Source organism: Variovorax sp. 05N34, from assembly GCF_056397405.1.
Genome location: NZ_JBFTNI010000001.1, coordinates 437,750 through 453,667 on the forward strand (window position 1 = coordinate 437,750; position 15,918 = coordinate 453,667).

General features: G+C 64.8%; 12 protein-coding genes. 4 read left to right on the forward strand and 8 right to left on the reverse strand.

What is annotated here, in order from left to right; genetic code table 11:
* The first annotated feature begins 22 nt into the window (after positions 1-22).
* Together map and AC1DMA_RS02155 are read left to right on the forward strand one after the other, a co-directional pair.
* Positions 23-853 carry a type I methionyl aminopeptidase gene (gene map / locus AC1DMA_RS02150; protein ID WP_478126348.1) on the forward strand — a complete coding sequence of 277 codons (831 nt, stop codon included), beginning with the start codon at positions 23-25 and terminating at the stop codon, positions 851-853.
* A gap of 29 nt (positions 854-882) precedes the next feature.
* The gene (locus tag AC1DMA_RS02155; protein WP_478143089.1) at positions 883-3,468 is read left to right on the forward strand and encodes a [protein-PII] uridylyltransferase; all 2,586 of its coding nucleotides are present in this window, start codon (positions 883-885) and stop codon (positions 3,466-3,468) included.
* 15 nt (positions 3,469-3,483) lie between these two features.
* On the opposite strand, the gene AC1DMA_RS02160 is transcribed toward AC1DMA_RS02155, so the two are convergent.
* Genes AC1DMA_RS02160 through AC1DMA_RS02170 form a run of 3 tightly spaced genes read right to left on the reverse strand, consistent with a single transcriptional unit; the run spans position 3,484 to position 6,577 of the window.
* Positions 3,484-4,548 (reverse strand): amino acid ABC transporter permease, encoded by a 1,065-nt coding sequence (locus tag AC1DMA_RS02160; protein WP_478126350.1) that lies wholly within the window; start codon positions 4,546-4,548, stop codon positions 3,484-3,486.
* Positions 4,545-5,549, reverse strand: coding sequence for an amino acid ABC transporter permease (locus AC1DMA_RS02165; protein ID WP_478143090.1), 1,005 nt, complete (start codon positions 5,547-5,549; stop codon positions 4,545-4,547). Before AC1DMA_RS02165 ends, AC1DMA_RS02160 begins: the two co-directional genes overlap by 4 nt.
* A complete protein-coding gene (locus AC1DMA_RS02170) occupies positions 5,546-6,577 on the reverse strand; it encodes an amino acid ABC transporter substrate-binding protein (RefSeq protein WP_478126352.1) in 1,032 nt (343 codons plus the stop codon). Before AC1DMA_RS02170 ends, AC1DMA_RS02165 begins: the two co-directional genes overlap by 4 nt.
* Before the next feature lie 159 nt (positions 6,578-6,736).
* On the opposite strand from AC1DMA_RS02170, the gene AC1DMA_RS02175 reads away from it, so the two are divergent.
* A complete protein-coding gene (locus AC1DMA_RS02175; protein ID WP_478126353.1) occupies positions 6,737-7,141 on the forward strand; it encodes a DoxX family protein in 405 nt (134 codons plus the stop codon).
* On the opposite strand, the gene def is transcribed toward AC1DMA_RS02175, so the two are convergent.
* From def to smc, 5 genes are all read right to left on the reverse strand, one after another.
* Positions 7,142-7,681 carry a peptide deformylase gene (def, locus tag AC1DMA_RS02180; protein ID WP_478143091.1) on the reverse strand — a complete coding sequence of 180 codons (540 nt, stop codon included), beginning with the start codon at positions 7,679-7,681 and terminating at the stop codon, positions 7,142-7,144.
* A gap of 27 nt (positions 7,682-7,708) precedes the next feature.
* Positions 7,709-8,092 carry a hypothetical protein gene (locus AC1DMA_RS02185; RefSeq protein WP_478143092.1) on the reverse strand — a complete coding sequence of 128 codons (384 nt, stop codon included), beginning with the start codon at positions 8,090-8,092 and terminating at the stop codon, positions 7,709-7,711.
* A gap of 97 nt (positions 8,093-8,189) precedes the next feature.
* The gene (gene ligA, locus AC1DMA_RS02190; protein ID WP_478143093.1) at positions 8,190-10,277 is read right to left on the reverse strand and encodes an NAD-dependent DNA ligase LigA; all 2,088 of its coding nucleotides are present in this window, start codon (positions 10,275-10,277) and stop codon (positions 8,190-8,192) included.
* 133 nt (positions 10,278-10,410) lie between these two features.
* Entirely contained in the window at positions 10,411-11,505 is a 1,095-nt protein-coding gene (locus AC1DMA_RS02195; protein WP_478126357.1) for a cell division protein ZipA C-terminal FtsZ-binding domain-containing protein, read from the reverse strand.
* A complete protein-coding gene (smc, locus tag AC1DMA_RS02200; protein ID WP_478143094.1) occupies positions 11,502-15,017 on the reverse strand; it encodes a chromosome segregation protein SMC in 3,516 nt (1,171 codons plus the stop codon). The genes AC1DMA_RS02195 and smc overlap by 4 nt, the downstream gene beginning before the upstream one ends.
* Positions 15,018-15,121: 104 nt before the next feature.
* On the opposite strand from smc, the gene AC1DMA_RS02205 reads away from it, so the two are divergent.
* Positions 15,122-15,892 (forward strand): hypothetical protein, encoded by a 771-nt coding sequence (locus AC1DMA_RS02205; RefSeq protein WP_478126359.1) that lies wholly within the window; start codon positions 15,122-15,124, stop codon positions 15,890-15,892.
* Positions 15,893-15,918 lie beyond the last annotated feature (26 nt).

Genomic DNA, 15,918 nt, shown 5'->3' on the forward strand with positions numbered 1-15,918 from the left:
TCCCGATGGGATAATTCCCGCCATGAGCATTACCTACAAAGACGCCGAAGGCGTGGCCGGCATGCGCGTGGCGTGCCGCCTCGCCTCCGAAGTGCTGGACTACCTCACCCCCCACATCAAGCCTGGCGTCACGACCAACGAGATCGACAAGCTCGCACACGACTTCATCACGCAGGTGCAGGGCGCGGTCCCGGCGCCGCTGAACTACATGGGCGCGAGCAGCGTGCCTTACCCCAAGTCGATCTGCACCTCCGTCAATCACGTCGTGTGCCACGGCATCCCGAACGACAAGCCGCTCAAGAAGGGCGACATCATCAACTGCGACATCACCGTCATCAAGGACGGCTGGCATGGCGACACGAGCCGCATGTTCGTGGTCGGCGACGCATCCATCGCGGCCAAGCGGCTCTGCGCTTTCACCTACGAAGCCATGTGGCACGGCATCGTCAAGGTCAAGCCGGGGGCCCACCTGGGTGACATCGGCTTCGCGATCCAGCGTTTTGCCGAAAGCAATGGCTTCTCGGTGGTGCGCGAATTTTGCGGGCACGGCATCGGGCGCGGGTTCCATGAAGAGCCGCAGGTGCTGCACTACGGCAGGCCCGGCACGCTCGAAGAGCTCAAGCCCGGCATGACCTTCACCATCGAGCCGATGATCAACGCGGGCAAGCGCGAGATCAAGGAAGACGCCCGGGGAGGCCAATATGACGGCTGGACGATCGTGACGCGCGACCACTCGCTGTCCGCGCAGTGGGAGCACACGGTGCTCGTCACTGAAACCGGCTACGAGGTGCTCACGCTCTCGGCCGGCAGCCCGCCGCCACCCGCCTTCGTCGCCGCTGCCGTTGCGGCCTGACGTGGCATTGGCCTTGCAAGGCTGCCACGGTGGATATTTCCTCGTTGCGTGACGCCTACCGAACCCACAAGCTGGCGCTGTTCGACCAGCTCCGGAGCGCTCGCGCGCCCGCGCGCAGCGTGCATACGGTACTGCGCCAACTTGCCGCGCTGGCCGACGAAACCCTGAGCGCGCTCTGGGCGGATGCCGGCTTCGGCACCCAGCTGGCGCTGGTCGCCGTCGGCGGTTTTGGGCGTGGCGAGCTGTTTCCGTATTCGGACGTCGACGTGTTGCTGCTGCTGCCCGAAGACCATGGAACGGACATCGAACCGGCGCGCCTCGAAGCCTTCATCGGCCATTGCTGGGACGCCGGTCTCGAAATCGGCTCCAGCGTGCGAACCGTGTCCGAATGCCTCGCCGAATCGGCGAAGGACGTCACGGTACAGACTTCGCTGCTCGAATCGCGCCTGATCATTGGCGACAAGAAGCTCTACGCCACCTTCCGCAAGAGCTTTTTCGCGGCCATCGATCCGCAAGCGTTCTTCACCGCCAAGTCGCAGGAAATGCGCCATCGGCATCAGAAGTTCGAAAACACGCCCTACGCGCTCGAACCCAACTGCAAGGAATCGCCCGGAGGCCTGCGCGATTTGCAGACGATCCTCTGGATGACCAAGGCGGCTGGTTTCGGCAACCGCTGGGACGACCTTGCCAAGAACGGCCTTGCGACAACCTTCGAGATCCAGCAGATCAAGCGCAACGAAGCGCTTCTGAGCCTGATTCGCGCGCGCCTGCACGTGACAGCCAACCGCCGCGAGGATCGCCTGGTGTTCGATCTGCAGACCGCTGTGGCCGCGACCTTCGGCTACGTCGGCGAATCGCAGCGCAAGGCCAGCGAAGCCCTCATGCGGCGGTACTACTGGGCGGCCAAGGCAGTGACGCAGCTCAATCAGATCCTGCTCCTGAACATTGCCGATCGTCTCCAACCGCAGATCGAGCAGCCGACACCGATCAACGAGCGCTTCTATGAAAAGGCCGGGCTGATCGAAGTCGCGAGCGACGATCTCTACGTCAAGGATCCGCACGCGATCCTCGAGACCTTCCTGCTCTACCAGAAGACCATTGGTGTCAACGGCCTATCGGCCCGCACGCTGCGCGCGCTCTACAACGCGCGCCACGTCATGGACAGCAAGTTCCGCAACGACCGCGTGAACCACATGACCTTCATGCGCATGCTGCTGCAACCGCGCGGCATCACGCATGCGCTGCGGCTCATGAACCAGACGTCGGTGCTGGGCCGCTACCTGCGCGTCTTTCGCAGCATCGTGGGGCAGATGCAGCACGACCTGTTCCATGTCTACACGGTCGACCAGCACATCCTGATGGTGGTGCGTAACGTGCGGCGCTTCTTCATCGCCGAGCACGCGCACGAATACCCCTTCTGCTCACAGCTCGCGGCGGGCTGGGACAAGCCGTGGATCCTGTACATCGCTGCACTCTTCCACGACATTGCCAAGGGCCGCGGCGGCGACCATTCGACGCTGGGCGCGCGCGACGTGCGGCGCTTCTGCCGCCAGCACGAGATTCCGCGCGAAGACGCCAAGCTGATCGAATTCCTGGTCGGCGAACACCTGGTGATGAGCCAGGTCGCGCAGAAGCAGGACCTGGGCGATCCGGAAGTGATCGGCGCCTTTGCCAAGCGCGTGGGCAATGAGCGCTACCTGACGGCGCTCTATCTGCTCACCATCGCGGACATCCGGGGAACGTCACCGCGCGTCTGGAATGCGTGGAAGGGCAAGCTGCTCGAAGACTTGTATCGCCTGACATTGCGCGCCTTGGGCGGCCGCATGCCCGATCCGGGTGCGGAGATCGAATCGCGCAAGCGCGAAGCGCTGGTGCAACTCGCGCTGCATGCGGAGCCTCTGGACTCGCACAAGGCGCTCTGGGAAACGCTCGACGTCGGCTATTTCATGCGGCACGATGCATCCGAGATCGCCTGGCACGCGAAGCAGTTGTCGCGCCACGTGCCGCACCGGGGCGTGCCCATCGATCCGCGCACGCCGCCGCTCGTCCGCGCGCGCCTGTCGCCGGTGGGCGAAGGCTTGCAGGTGGCCGTGTATACGCCCGATCAGCCCGATCTCTTCGTGCGGATCTGCGGCTATTTCGACCAGTCGTCCTTCAGCATTCTGGATGCCAAGGTGCACACCACCACCAATGGCTTTGCGCTCGATACCTTCCAGGTGGTCACCACCTTCATTCCGGAGCACTACCGCGATCTGATCAACATGGTCGAAGCCGGGCTGACCAAGACGCTGAGCGAAGCCGGGCCGCTGCCGACGCCGAGCAAGGGTCGTGTGTCACGCCGGGTGCGCAGCTTCCCGATCAAGCCGCGCGTCAGTCTGCTGCCCGACGAAAAAGCGCAGCGCTGGCTGCTCAGCATCTCCGCGAGCGACCGTGCGGGCTTGCTGTATTCGGTCGCGCGGGTGCTGGCTCGACACCACCTCAATCTTCAGCTTGCGAAGATTTCGACGCTGGGCGAGCGTGTCGAAGATACGTTCCTGATCAGCGGGCCGGAGTTGCAAGGGCAACGGGCGCAGGCGGCGATCGAGACGGAATTGCTGGACGCGCTGGCTTCGTGACTTTGGACTTGGCGGCTACATCCTCCCGCTCGCCAGCCGCCGCTCCAGCCACACGCTATACCTCGACAGCCCGAAGCACAGCACCCAGTACACCAGCGCGATAAACAGGTAGCCCTCCAGGTAGAACGGCCTCCACGTGGGATCGCCGCCGAGGGCAAGCCCCAGCGCGCCCGTCAGCTCGAACAAGCCAACGACCGTCACCAATGAGGTGTCCTTCAAGGTGCCCACCACGCTGTTGGTGAGCGCCGGAACCACGATGCGCAACGCTTGCGGCAGCACGATGTCGCGCTGCACCGGCCACCGCCCGAATCCCAGCGCCATCGCGACTTCAGTCTGCCCGCGCGGCACCGCCTGCAGTCCGCCACGAATGATCTCCGCCAGATAGGCCGCAACGAACAGCGAAAGCCCTGCAAGAACACGGATCAACACATCGGGCTGCCATCCCGCTGGCCAGAGCAACGGCAACAGGAACGAGGCCATGAACAGCACCGAGATCAGCGGCACGCCCCGCACCAGTTCGATGTAGGTCGCGCATAGCGTACGGACCGCCGGCCATTGCGAGCGCCGCCCCAGCGCAAGCGCCAGCGCCAGTGGAAACGCAAGCGCCAGGCCGACGACCGCCAGCCCGATGGTGAGCGGCAACCCGCCCCAGCGGTTGGTCGGCACCGAGTCGAGCCCGAAAATGCCGCCGCGCATCAATACGAGGAACAACGCGAGCGTCGCCACCCAAAGCGGCAGCAGCCACCACCGCCAGGTGCGCGGCCACGCGCTCAGCATGGTTGTCGCCGAAAGCACCGTGACGGCGATGGCCGGCCGCCATTGGTCTTCGTACGGGTAGCGGCCGAAAAGGATCGGACGCCATTTTTCGGCGATCACGCCCCAGCACGCGCCGTGCTGCACCGCCCGGCAAGCTTCGGCATCCGGTCGAAACACGGCATGCAGCACAGCCCAGTCGACGATGTGAAAACCGGCCCAGGCGAACACAAGGATCAGCGCAATCGTCGAAGCTGCACGCAGCGGCGATCCCCACAGCTCGGCGCGCCATGCGATGGCCTGGCTTGCGCTTCTCGCGCCGCTCACCGCCAGCCCCTGAGCGCGACGCGCGCGTTGTAGCGATTCATCCCGCCTGAAATAAGCAGCGACAGCGCCAGGTACACCGCCATGATCACAGCGATGCACTCGAAGGCGCGGCCGGTTGAATTGATCGACGTGTTGGCGATGGACACCAGTTCCGGATAGCCCACCGCGACGGCGAGCGAAGAGTTCTTGGTCAGGCTCAGCAACTGGTTGGTGAGCGCCGGCACGATCACGCGCAGCGCTTGCGGCAGCACGACGATTCGAAGCTGTTGCCGCGGCGAAAGCCCGAGCGCTTGCGCTGCGAGTTTCTGCCCCTGCGAGACCGAAGTGATGCCGGCTCGCACGATCTCGGCGACGAAGGCCGCCGTGTACAGCGCCAGCGCGATCACCACGGCAAGATATTCCGGGCTGAGCGCCGCGCCGCCGCTGATGTTGAAGCTGCCACGCTCGGGCCATTCGAAGTGGCTCGGCCACCAGCCCCCATCTTCGATGACCGGCCACGGCATCGAGAGACCGCCCTTGCTGAGCCAGAAGCCGCTCGCCAGTTCAATCGGCTCGGTCGAATCCGGCAGCAGTTGCGTGAGGGCGAAGTACAACATCAGCAACTGCACCAGCAGCGGCACGTTGCGAATCGTCTCGACGTAGGCACCGCAAAGGCCACGCATCAGCACATGCGGCGCAAGCCTGCCGATACCGAGCAGCGTCCCGAACACCACCGCGATGACGGCAGCGGGAATCGCCGCTCGGATCGTGTTGATCAAACCGGCCAGAAAGGCACGCCAGAAGGGCTGGCCCGCGTTGAAGTCGAGCCATCCTTCCGAGATCTCGAAACCGGCTGGCTGAAGAAGGAAGTCGAAGCCGGACCGCACGCCGCGCCCCCGAAGCACTTCGAGGGCGTGCAGGACGAGCCAGAAGGCGGCGCCCACCACCAGCGCGATCAGCAAAGCCTGCACCGCCCAGGCAAGCCAGACGGCGCGGCGCCCGCTGGCCGCCGGCCGATTCATCGGACCGGCAATCCGTACATCAGGCCGCCCTTGTTCCAGAGGTTGTTGACGCCGCGGGGCAGCTTGAGCACCGACTTCGGACCGACGTTGCGCTCGAAGACCTCGCCGTAGTTCCCCACCGCCTTGATCGCGCGGTAAGACCAGTCCTTGTCGAGACCGAGCAGCTTGCCGAGGTCTTCGCTCGTGCCCAGCAGCCGTTGCTGTTGCGGGTCCTTGCTGTTGGCCTTCAGGTCATCGACGTTGGCCTGCGTGATGCCGAACTCCTCGGCCTCGATCAGTGCATTGGGCACCCATTTGGCGATCGCGAACCATTCGTCATCGCCCCGGCGCACCAGCGGCGCGAGCGGCTCCTTGGAGATCAGCTCGGGCAGGATGACATAGTCATCGGGGTTGGATGCCTCCTTGTTGCGCAAGCCGGCGAGCGCCGATGCGTCGGTCGTGAACGCCTGGCAGCGGCCGGAGAAAAACGCCTTGAACGACGCCTCGAAGCTCTCGAACACGACGGTCTTGACCGGAATGTTCTGCGCCTTGAAGTAGTCGGCGACGTTCTTCTCGTTGGTCGTGCCCGACTGCGTGCAGATGGTGGCGTTCTTGAGCTGCTTGGCGCTCGTCACCTTGATCTTCTTGGGTACAAGGAAGCCCTGGCCATCGTAGTAGGTGATGGTCGTGAAATGAAAGCCGAGCGATGCATCGCGCGTCAGGGTCCAGGTGGTGTTGCGCGCGAGGATATCGATCTCTCCAGCCTGCAGTGCTGAAAACCGCTGCTGCGAATTGAGCGGTACGAATTCAACCTTCTTGCCGTCCCCGAGCACCGCCGCCGCGATGGCGCGGCAGGTGTCGACGTCCAGCCCCGACCAGTTGCCCTGCGTGTCAGGCGCGGAGAAGCCGGCGACCCCGTTGGTCACGCCGCACTTGACGCTGCCGCGTTGCTTGACCGCGTCGAGCGTCTTGCCGGCAAAGGCCGGCGCGGCAATGAAAGCCATGGCGGCGGCTGCGGCGGCAAGCGCCGGGCGAAAACGTTGGTTCATTGGGAGACCCTCTTCATTGTTGGAAATTGCTGCAGCGGGCAGTTTACGAGGCAGGTGACAGTCTGCCAAAGAACCGGGGGTTCGAAGCAAATTCGCAAAATGCTCATCCAGATCGAACACAATCGGGCCTCTTCAAACGACCAAAAAGGTTCCTCGTCCATGATCCGTTCCGATGACACCGGCAAGCTCGTTCTGCGCCTTGCGCTTGGCGTGCTCATTCTTCTTCACGGCATCGCCAAGCTCACCGGCGGCATCGGATTCGTCTCCGGCCAGCTCACCGCGCAGGGCCTCCCGGGTGCTTTGGCCTACCTCGTGTTGGTCGGCGAAGTCCTGGCACCGGTGCTTCTGATTGTCGGGATCTACACGCGCGCGGCGGCGTGGATCGTGGTGCTCAACATGCTGGTGGCAATCTGGCTGGTGCATGCCAAGCAGATGTGGGCCCTCGGAAGCAACGGCGGCTGGGCACTCGAACTGCAGGGCATGTACCTGTTCGGGGCCCTCGCCCTCGCCTTCCTCGGCGGCGGTCGATTCAGCGTCGCCGGCAGCGGCGGCCGCCTGAACTGATCAGTCGTCCTCGCTCGCATCGAGGCCCGGAAACAGGACCTCGGTGAAGCCGAAGCGCGTGAAGTCGCGCACACGCATCGGATAGAGCTTGCCCCATAGGTGGTCGACTTCGTGCTGGACGACGCGGGCATGGAAGCCGCTCACGGTCCTGTCGACCGGGTCGCCGTAGGGGTCGAAGCCGGTGTATCGAAGATTTGCAAAGCGCGGCACCACGCCGCGCAGGCCGGGCACGGAGAGGCAGCCTTCCCAGCCCTCTTCTTCTTCGTCGCCGATGGGGGTGATGACCGGATTGATCAGCACCGTTCGCGGCACGATGGGGGCATCGGGGTAGCGCGGGTTCACAGCGCCGGTGCCGAAGATCACGATCTGCTGGTCGACTCCGATCTGCGGCGCGGCAAGGCCGGCGCCGTTGGCGGCATGCATCGTCTCGAACATGTCTCGGATGAGCAGATGCAACTCGTCAGTGTCGAAGGCAGCGACCGGTTGCGCGACGCGCAACAACCGGGGATCGCCCATTTTCAGGATTTCGCGGATGGCCATGGCGCGATTATCGCGAGGCCACGGCCGTCAGGAGTGTCGGCCTCCACCGCCCCCGCCGCCCCAGCGCCCGCCGCCTCCACCCGCCCCCCGTCCTGGACCGGGACCGCCGTGGCCCCATCCCCCATGACCCCAACCGCCGTAACCCCATCCTGCGCCGTGCCCCCAATAGGGGCGTCCCCAACCACCGCCGTAATAGCCGGATCCGTAGACGCCGCCGATGACGAGCGACGATCCGCCCCACCCCCCGTAGGGATACGAATAAGGGTAGTAGTAAGGGTAGGAGGAGTAAGGGTAAGCCCCTGAGTACACGGCACCGCTGTAGTAGGGCCCTGTCGGGTACGCCACGCAACCGCTGAGTAAGGCGGCACCCCCGATGGCGATGCAAGCGCCCAGACGACGAATTCGATTCATGAGGACTCCTGTCGACACGCATCAGTTCAACGCCCCATCGTCCGCCTTGTTGACAGGGCTTGCCGGGCCGGCGTGTAAAGCGCCTTCTGCGGTTCGTTCAGGGCGACCGAAGGATTTCCAGCATCTGCGCCTCATCGATCACTGCGACACCGAGATCGCGCGCCTTGTCCAGCTTGCTGCCCGCTTCGGCGCCCGCAACGACGTAATCGGTCTTCTTGCTGACGGAACCCGACACCTTGGCGCCAGCCGCCTCAAGCTTGTCCTTTGCCTCGTCGCGGCTCAGCGTAGGAAGCGTTCCTGTAATGACGAAAGTCTTGCCCGCCAGCGGCTTTGGCACTCGCGCGGCAGGCTCGCCCTCCTCCCATTGCAGCCCGCAGGCGCGCAACTGCTCGACCACTTCGCGGTTGTGTGGTTGGTCGAAGAAAGTACGCACGCTCTGCGCTACGACGGGGCCGACGTCGTTGACTTCGAGCAGTTGCTCTTCGGTCGCATCCATGATCGCGTCGAGCTTGCCGAAGTGCTTGGAAAGGTCCTTGGCGGTGCTTTCGCCCACGTGGCGAATCCCCAGCCCGAAGAGAAAACGCGGCAATGTGGTTTTCTTCGATGCCTCCAGCGCATCGACGATATTCTTTGCGGACTTTTCCGCCATCCGGTCCAGGCCGGCCAGCGTCGACAAGCCGAGCCTGTAGAGATCGGGCAAGGTTCGGATCAGTTGGGTATCGACCATCTGCTCGACCAGCTTGCCGCCAAGGCCCTCGATGTCGAGCGCGCGCCGCGCCGCGAAATGAAGGATCGCTTCCTTGCGTTGTGCGCTGCAGAAAAGTCCGCCCGTGCAGCGGTAGTCGACTTCGCCCTCCTCGCGCACGGCATCCGAATCGCACACCGGGCATTTGTGAGGCATCGTGAAGATCGGCCCCCGCTGGTCGTCGGCCTTGGCGACGCTCTCCGGCAGTACGCTGACCACCTCGGGAATGACGTCGCCCGCGCGTCGGACGATCACGGTGTCGCCCACCCGCACGTCCTTGCGACGCACCTCGTCTTCGTTGTGGAGTGTGGCGTTGGTCACCGTCACGCCGCCGACGAACACCGGCTTGAGCTTGGCCACGGGCGTCAGCTTTCCGGTGCGGCCGACCTGCACCTCGATGCCGAGAACTTCGGTCATCTGCTCTTGCGCCGGATATTTGTGCGCCACGGCCCAGCGCGGCTCGCGCGAGACGAAGCCGAGTTGCCGCTGCAATTCGAGGCTGTCGACCTTGTAGACCACACCATCGATGTCGTAGGGCAACGCATCGCGCTGACGGCCGATCGTCTCGTGGAAGGCGATCAGTTCCAGCGCGCCTCGGGCGCGCGCGGTCTGCGTGGCAACCGGAAATCCCCAGGCATGAAACTGCTGCAGCCAATCGAACTGCGTCGGCCAGTTGGGGCCACCCTGCTCCGGCGGCGTGACCTCGCCAAGGCCGTAGGCAAAGAAGCTCAGCGGACGATCGGCCGCGATCGCGGGATCGAGCTGGCGCACCGCGCCGGCCGCGGCGTTGCGGGGGTTGACGAACACCTTTTCGTTCTTCTGCCCGGCGGCGATCTTCTGGCGTTGACGCTCGTTGAGCGCGTCGAAATCGTCGCGCCGCATGTAGACCTCGCCGCGGACTTCCACGACCGCCGGAATCTCGGATTCGTTGCCGCGCAGCCTGAGCGGAATCTGCTGCACCGTCCGGATGTTCTGCGTGACGTCTTCGCCGACTTCGCCGTCGCCACGGGTTGCGGCCTGCACCAGCACGCCCTTTTCATAGCGCAGGTTGAGCGCCAGGCCATCGAACTTGAGTTCGCAGACATAGTCGACCTGCGCCGCGTCTTCCGCGAGCCCGAGTTCCCTGCGAACGCGCGCATCGAAGGCGCTGGCACCGCCCGGCGTGATGTCCGTCTCGGTGCGAATGGACAGCATCGGCACCTTGTGGCGAACCTTGATGAAGCCCTCGAGCGGCTTGCCGCCCACGCGTTGCGTCGGCGAATCGGGCGTGCGCAGTTCCGGGAATTCGGCCTCCAGCGCTTGAAGACGCTGAAACAGCCTGTCGTACTCGGCGTCCGGCAACTCCGGCGCGTCGAGAACGTAGTAGAGATGAGCGTGCCGGTGAAGCTGCTCGCTCAGAGCGGCGGCTTCGCGAACTGCGTCTTCATGCGTAGTCTTCATGGGTATCGAATGGCAATGTACCTAGTTCTGTACCTAGTTCCAGAGATACCGCGGAACCGGCTTCGCCGGGCCGCAGGTATCGCCCCCTCGAAGGGGGGTGGCGGCCACACGAAGTGGGCAAGCCTGGGGGTGGTCAACTAAAAAGTCGCCGCGCCAGCGGCGACCCCGCCGAGAGATCGCGCGAGTCGAGCGTGTCGTAGAGCTGCTGGAGATCGGCGCCGATGACGTCCATGGTCTCATCGCGCAATGGCTGCCCGTCGCTGTCGGTCACGACGCCGTCCATTTCGCGGGCCAGCGCCGCGGCAGCCTCTCGCATGCGGTCGAAGGGCCGTTCTTCGCGTCCGACTTGCGGCACATCCAGGCTCAGCGTGAGCTCGCGGATCGCCGATTGGGCGGGGTCGTCCGCCAGCGCCGCCTGCGTATCAAAGGACAAGCCAAGGATCGGTGGCAAGCCCGGTTCGGCGGCGGGCAGAACCATGCGCCCCGGAATCATCCCGGCGACGAAGCCCATGCGAGCGGCGTTCTGCTGCACATAGCCAGGGCTCCAGGCGGCATGGCGCGCGCGCAGCACAAAGCCGAGCTGTGCATCATGCGTGCTCGCGAACTGGTCAAGTTCGCGGCCACGGGCGACTTCATCGAGCATTTCGGGGAACTCGGGCGCACCGTTCACTGCGTCGGCGAAAGCCTGTGCCTTGACGACGAATTCGGAATATTCGATCTCGTTGAGCGCGCCTGTCCGATTGGCCAGCTGCACACCGACCTGGAAGGCGCCGTAGCGCTGGCCCGGCACGGGCGGCTCCCAATTGCCCGTGTGTTCGTTCAAGCCTTCGACCGCGACGGGCTTGCTGCCGGCGCGCCGGGTCGAGGGCATCGCGGCAATCGCAGCGTCACCGGAAGCCAGCCCTTCGAGCGATATCGGCGCGATGACGTCGATCAGCGGATCGAGACCCCCACGGCGATCCGCCGTTGGTAGGGGCAAGGCCGCCGGCGCCGGCAGATCCGGATCGAACAGCGGCTCGTGCCGCTCGGTGCCGGGCGACCGATGCGAATCGCGGTGCAGCACGGGCTCCTGGTCGTCACGCGGCGGTGGGTTCGATTCGGGGGGCTCGCTGTCGACGGCATCGGGTTGCCGCGGCGCATTGCGACGCGACATCCAGGTGTTGTAGCCGACCACCGCGGCGAGGACGAGACCGCCAAGAATGGCGAGGGCGACGGTCAGGCTGCTCATGCAGCCTCGACCATCGACACCGCCGACTCCATGTCGACCGCCACGATGCGCGATACGCCCTGCTCCTGCATGGTCACGCCGATGAGTTGTTCTGCCATTTCCATCGCGATCTTGTTGTGGCTGATGAAGAGAAACTGGGTTTCGCGGCTCATGGCCGTGACCAGCTTGGCATAGCGTTCGGTGTTGGCATCGTCGAGCGGTGCATCGACTTCGTCCAGCAGGCAGAACGGCGCCGGGTTGAGCTGGAAGATTGCGAACACCAGCGCGATCGCGGTCAACGCCTTTTCACCGCCCGAAAGCAGGTGGATGGTCTGGTTCTTCTTGCCTGGCGGCTGGGCCATCACCTGAACACCGGAGTCGAGGATCTCGTCGCCCGTCATCATCAGCTTGGCATTGCCGCCGCCGAACAGTTCCGGGAACATGCGGCTGAAATGCTCGTTGACGGTCTTGAAGGTGCCGCCGAGCAGATCGCGCGTTTCTGCGTCGATCTTGCGGATCGCGTCTTCGAGCGTGCCGATGGCTTCGTTCAGGTCGGCCGACTGGGCATCGAGGAAAGTCTTGCGCTCGCGCGCGACGGCCAGTTCGTCGAGCGCTGCGAGGTTGACGGCACCCAGCGATGCGACTTCGCGGTTCAGACGGTCGATTTCGCCTTGCAGGCCGGTGAGGCGGACCTTGTCGGTTTCGATCGACAGCGCGACGGCTTCGAGATCGGCCTGGGCGTCGACCAGCAGTTGCTGATATTGCTCGAAGCCCAGGCGAGCGGCCTGTTCCTTCAGCTGGAAATCGGTGATGCGCTGGCGCAGCGGATCGAGTTCGCGCTCCAGTTGCAGGCGGCGCTCGTCGCTCGCGCGCAACTTGAGGGTGAGGTCGTCATATTGGCTGCGCGACGCGCCCAGCGCACTCTCGCGTTCCAGCTTGAGCGACAACGCGTCCTGCAAACCAGCCTGCGCGGCTGCGTCGGAAAGGCGCCCGAGTTCGGCGCGCGCGCGCTCGTCTTCTTCGGTGAGCGCCACGGTCTGCTGGGTCGCGGTTTCAATCGCGCGGCTGAGCTCGCCACGGCGGGCTTCGAGCGTGCGCTGAGCGAAGGTCGCTTCCTGCGCCTGGCGTTCGAGGCTGCGATGCTGGTCGCGGCTCGCCGCCAGCGCGCGGGCCGCTTCGATGACGCGCTCGTCGAGTTGCGCGTGCCGCTCCTGGCTGTCAGCAAGCTGCATGTCCAGCTCTTCGAAGCGTGATTCGGCTGCGATGCGACGTTCCTGCAGCTCCTCGAGCTGGGCAACGACTTCGCCTAGATCATTCGACAGTTGCTCGCTGCGCGCGCGTGTCTGTTCGGCCAACTGCGTCAGGCGCAGCGTCTCCACCTGGAGCTCGTGCGCGCGCGATTGCGTGTCGGCGGCTTCGCGGCGGGCAGTGATGAGGCGCTGCGCCGCGTCGGCGTAGGCGGCCTCGGCGCGAGCGAGCGCGGTGCGCGATTCATCGGCGATCAGCGTCTGGGCGCGCAACTGGCGCTCCAGATTTTCCATTTCCTGCTGGCGCGCGAGCAAGCCGGCCTGTTCGGAATCCTGCGCATAGAAGCTGACGCTGTGCGCCGTGACCGCGTGGCCGCTCTTGACGTAGATCGCCTCGCCGGGCTGGAGCTTGTCGCGCTGCGCCAGGGCTTCTTCGAGCGTGGCAGCCGTATGGCAGCCGTGCAGCCATTCAGCGAGCAGCGCCTGCTGGCCGGCATCGTTCAATCGCAGCAGGTCGGAGAGACGCGGCAGCGCGGCGGCGCTCTGAGGCGCGGCGGCGACGGGCGGCGTATAGAACGCGAGCTTGGCCGGTGGTGCGTCGCTGCCGAATGCGCGGACCATGTCGAGCCGGCTGACTTCGAGCGCACCCAGACGCTCGCGCAACGCCGATTCGAGTGCGTTTTCCCAGCCCTGCTCGACGTGGATACGGCTCCACAAGCCTTGCAGGCTTTCGAGACCGTGCTTGGCCAGCCAAGGTGCGAGCTTGCCGTCGGTCTTGACCTTTTCCTGCAGCGCCTTGAGCGCTTCGAGACGCGCGGACAGCTCGGCATGGCGCGCGCCTTCCGTGTTGACTGCCTGCTGGCGTGTGCGACGGTCGTCGTCCAGCTGCGGTACCGCTTCCTGCAAATCCTGCAGCCGCGCGTCCGCTTCGGCAGCGGCCTCTTGCGCAGCGGCGAGCTGTTCCTGCAAGTCGCGCAGCCGCGCCTCGTCGGGGGCGGCGAGCGCGTTCTGGTCCGTGCGCAGACGCTCTGCGCGCTGATTGAGCTGACGGCTCTGTTCCTCGATGTTGCGCTGGTCGGCGGCCAGCACCTGGATCTGCTGCTGCACCTGCGCGACCGAAGCGCGTTGGGCATTCGCCTCGTCCTGTGCGCGTTGCTGCGCGTCCTCGAGTTCAGGAAGGCGCGCGTCATGCTCTTCGAGTTGCGCGGCCAGCAATTCGGCTTGCTCTTCGGCGTTGATGCCTTGGCCGGCGAGCGTTTCGATTTCGGCCTCTGCATCCTCCTTGCGGGCGCTCCACTGCGCGATCTGCTCTCGCAGTTGCACCAGTCGCTGCTCCACACGCTGACGGCCTTCGACCACGAAACGGATCTCGCCTTCGAGCCGCCCGACCTCGGCGCTGGCTTCATACAGCTTGCCCTGCGCCTGGTTGACCTGATCGCCGGCGGCATAGTGCGCCTGGCGAACGGTTTCAAGCTCGGCCTCGATGTGGCGGAGATCGGCGGTGCGGGATTCGAGATCGTTGATCGCCTTTTCGGCATCGGCCTTGATCTTGGCTTGGTCGGCCTCGCTCTCGGTCCGCTTCATGAACCAGAGCTGATGCTGCTTGCGTGTGGCATCGCTTGTCAGCGTGTTGTAGCGCGCCGCGACCTCGGCCTGCTTCTCGAGCTTTTCGAGATTGCTGTTGAGTTCGCGCAGGATGTCTTCAACCCGCGTGAGGTTTTCGCGCGTGTCGCCGAGGCGGTTCTCTGTCTCGCGGCGGCGCTCCTTGTACTTGGAAACGCCGGCCGCTTCTTCCAGAAAGAGGCGCAGTTCTTCAGGCTTCGATTCGATGATCCGGCTGATCGTCCCCTGCCCGATGATGGCGTAGGCGCGAGGGCCCAGGCCGGTGCCGAGGAACACGTCCTGCACGTCGCGCCGGCGCACCGCCTGGTTGTTGATGTAGTAGCTCGAATTGCCGTCGCGCGTCAGAACGCGCTTGACCGCGATTTCGGCAAATTGCGACCATTGGCCGCCGGCACGGTGGTCGGCGTTGTCGAACACCAGCTCGACGCTCGAACGGCTGGCCTGCTTGCGCGTCGTGGTGCCGTTGAAGATGACGTCCTGCATGGACTCGCCGCGCAGTTCAGAGGCGCGCGATTCGCCGAGGACCCAGCGCACGGCATCCATGATGTTCGACTTGCCACAGCCGTTCGGGCCGACGACTCCGACGAGTTGGCCGGGCAAGAGGAAATTGGTGGGTTCGGCGAACGACTTGAAGCCGGAGAGCTTGATGGAATTGAGACGCACGGCAGGTCGGCCCTAAGCCAAGGTGTTGATTAGTAAGGAGAATTCACTGGCCTGGATCCGAAGGACCGGCCGCCACCCGAGGGCAGGATGATAACGTGCGGTCCATGCGCGCGATCCCCCGTTTTCCCCCTCTTGAACCTCATAGCTGGCGGCCTGGAATCTGCACGGCGGCCCTCCTGGCCCTGGTCGTCCTCGCACTTGGCGGTTGCTCGTCCACACAGCGGGCGGAGCCCTACAACAACCAGGAATGGCTCCAGACCGGAACCAACCGCATCGCGAACCTGGCGCTGCGCGACAACGTGCAGTCGATCAAGCGCGTGCAGCTGTCGCTCTACCGGCGCAATCCGCGCGAATGGAAAAAGTGGGCAACCAGCGCGGACGAAGCCATCCAGCGCACGTGGGATGCAATCCAGCAGGAACAGCCGCTGCCCGATCTTCACGGCACCACAGGCATCGATGCCATCCGGCTGGCATTCGAGACCGCTCCCAAGCCCTACGAGGGCGACCGCGTCGCGGCTCTCGTGGTCGGCTGGGCGGCGCTGCTCAAGCAGGCCAACGGCAATACATGGGAGCAGACCATGCTGGACGGCGTGAACGCCGAGAACAGTTTTCGCGCGGCCCGCAACGTCGAGATCTCGCTGTGGCTCATCGGCTCCAAGACTGGCGCGGACGGCAAGCCTCTGCTGTTTGCCACGGAAATCAGCGAGCACGGGCGCAACCTGCTGGTCGATCGCGAGCTGTCGAAAGTGGTTGCGCGGCTTGACCTGATGGCCGCACAGGCGGACGAAAAATATCGCCGCGCGGCGCTCGACTTCAGTCAGAACTGGCTCCTCGGCAGCCTGGGACCTTTCTTCTCGATGGTGCCCAAGAACTAAGGTAGAGGCCCGGAGCAAATCCTGAT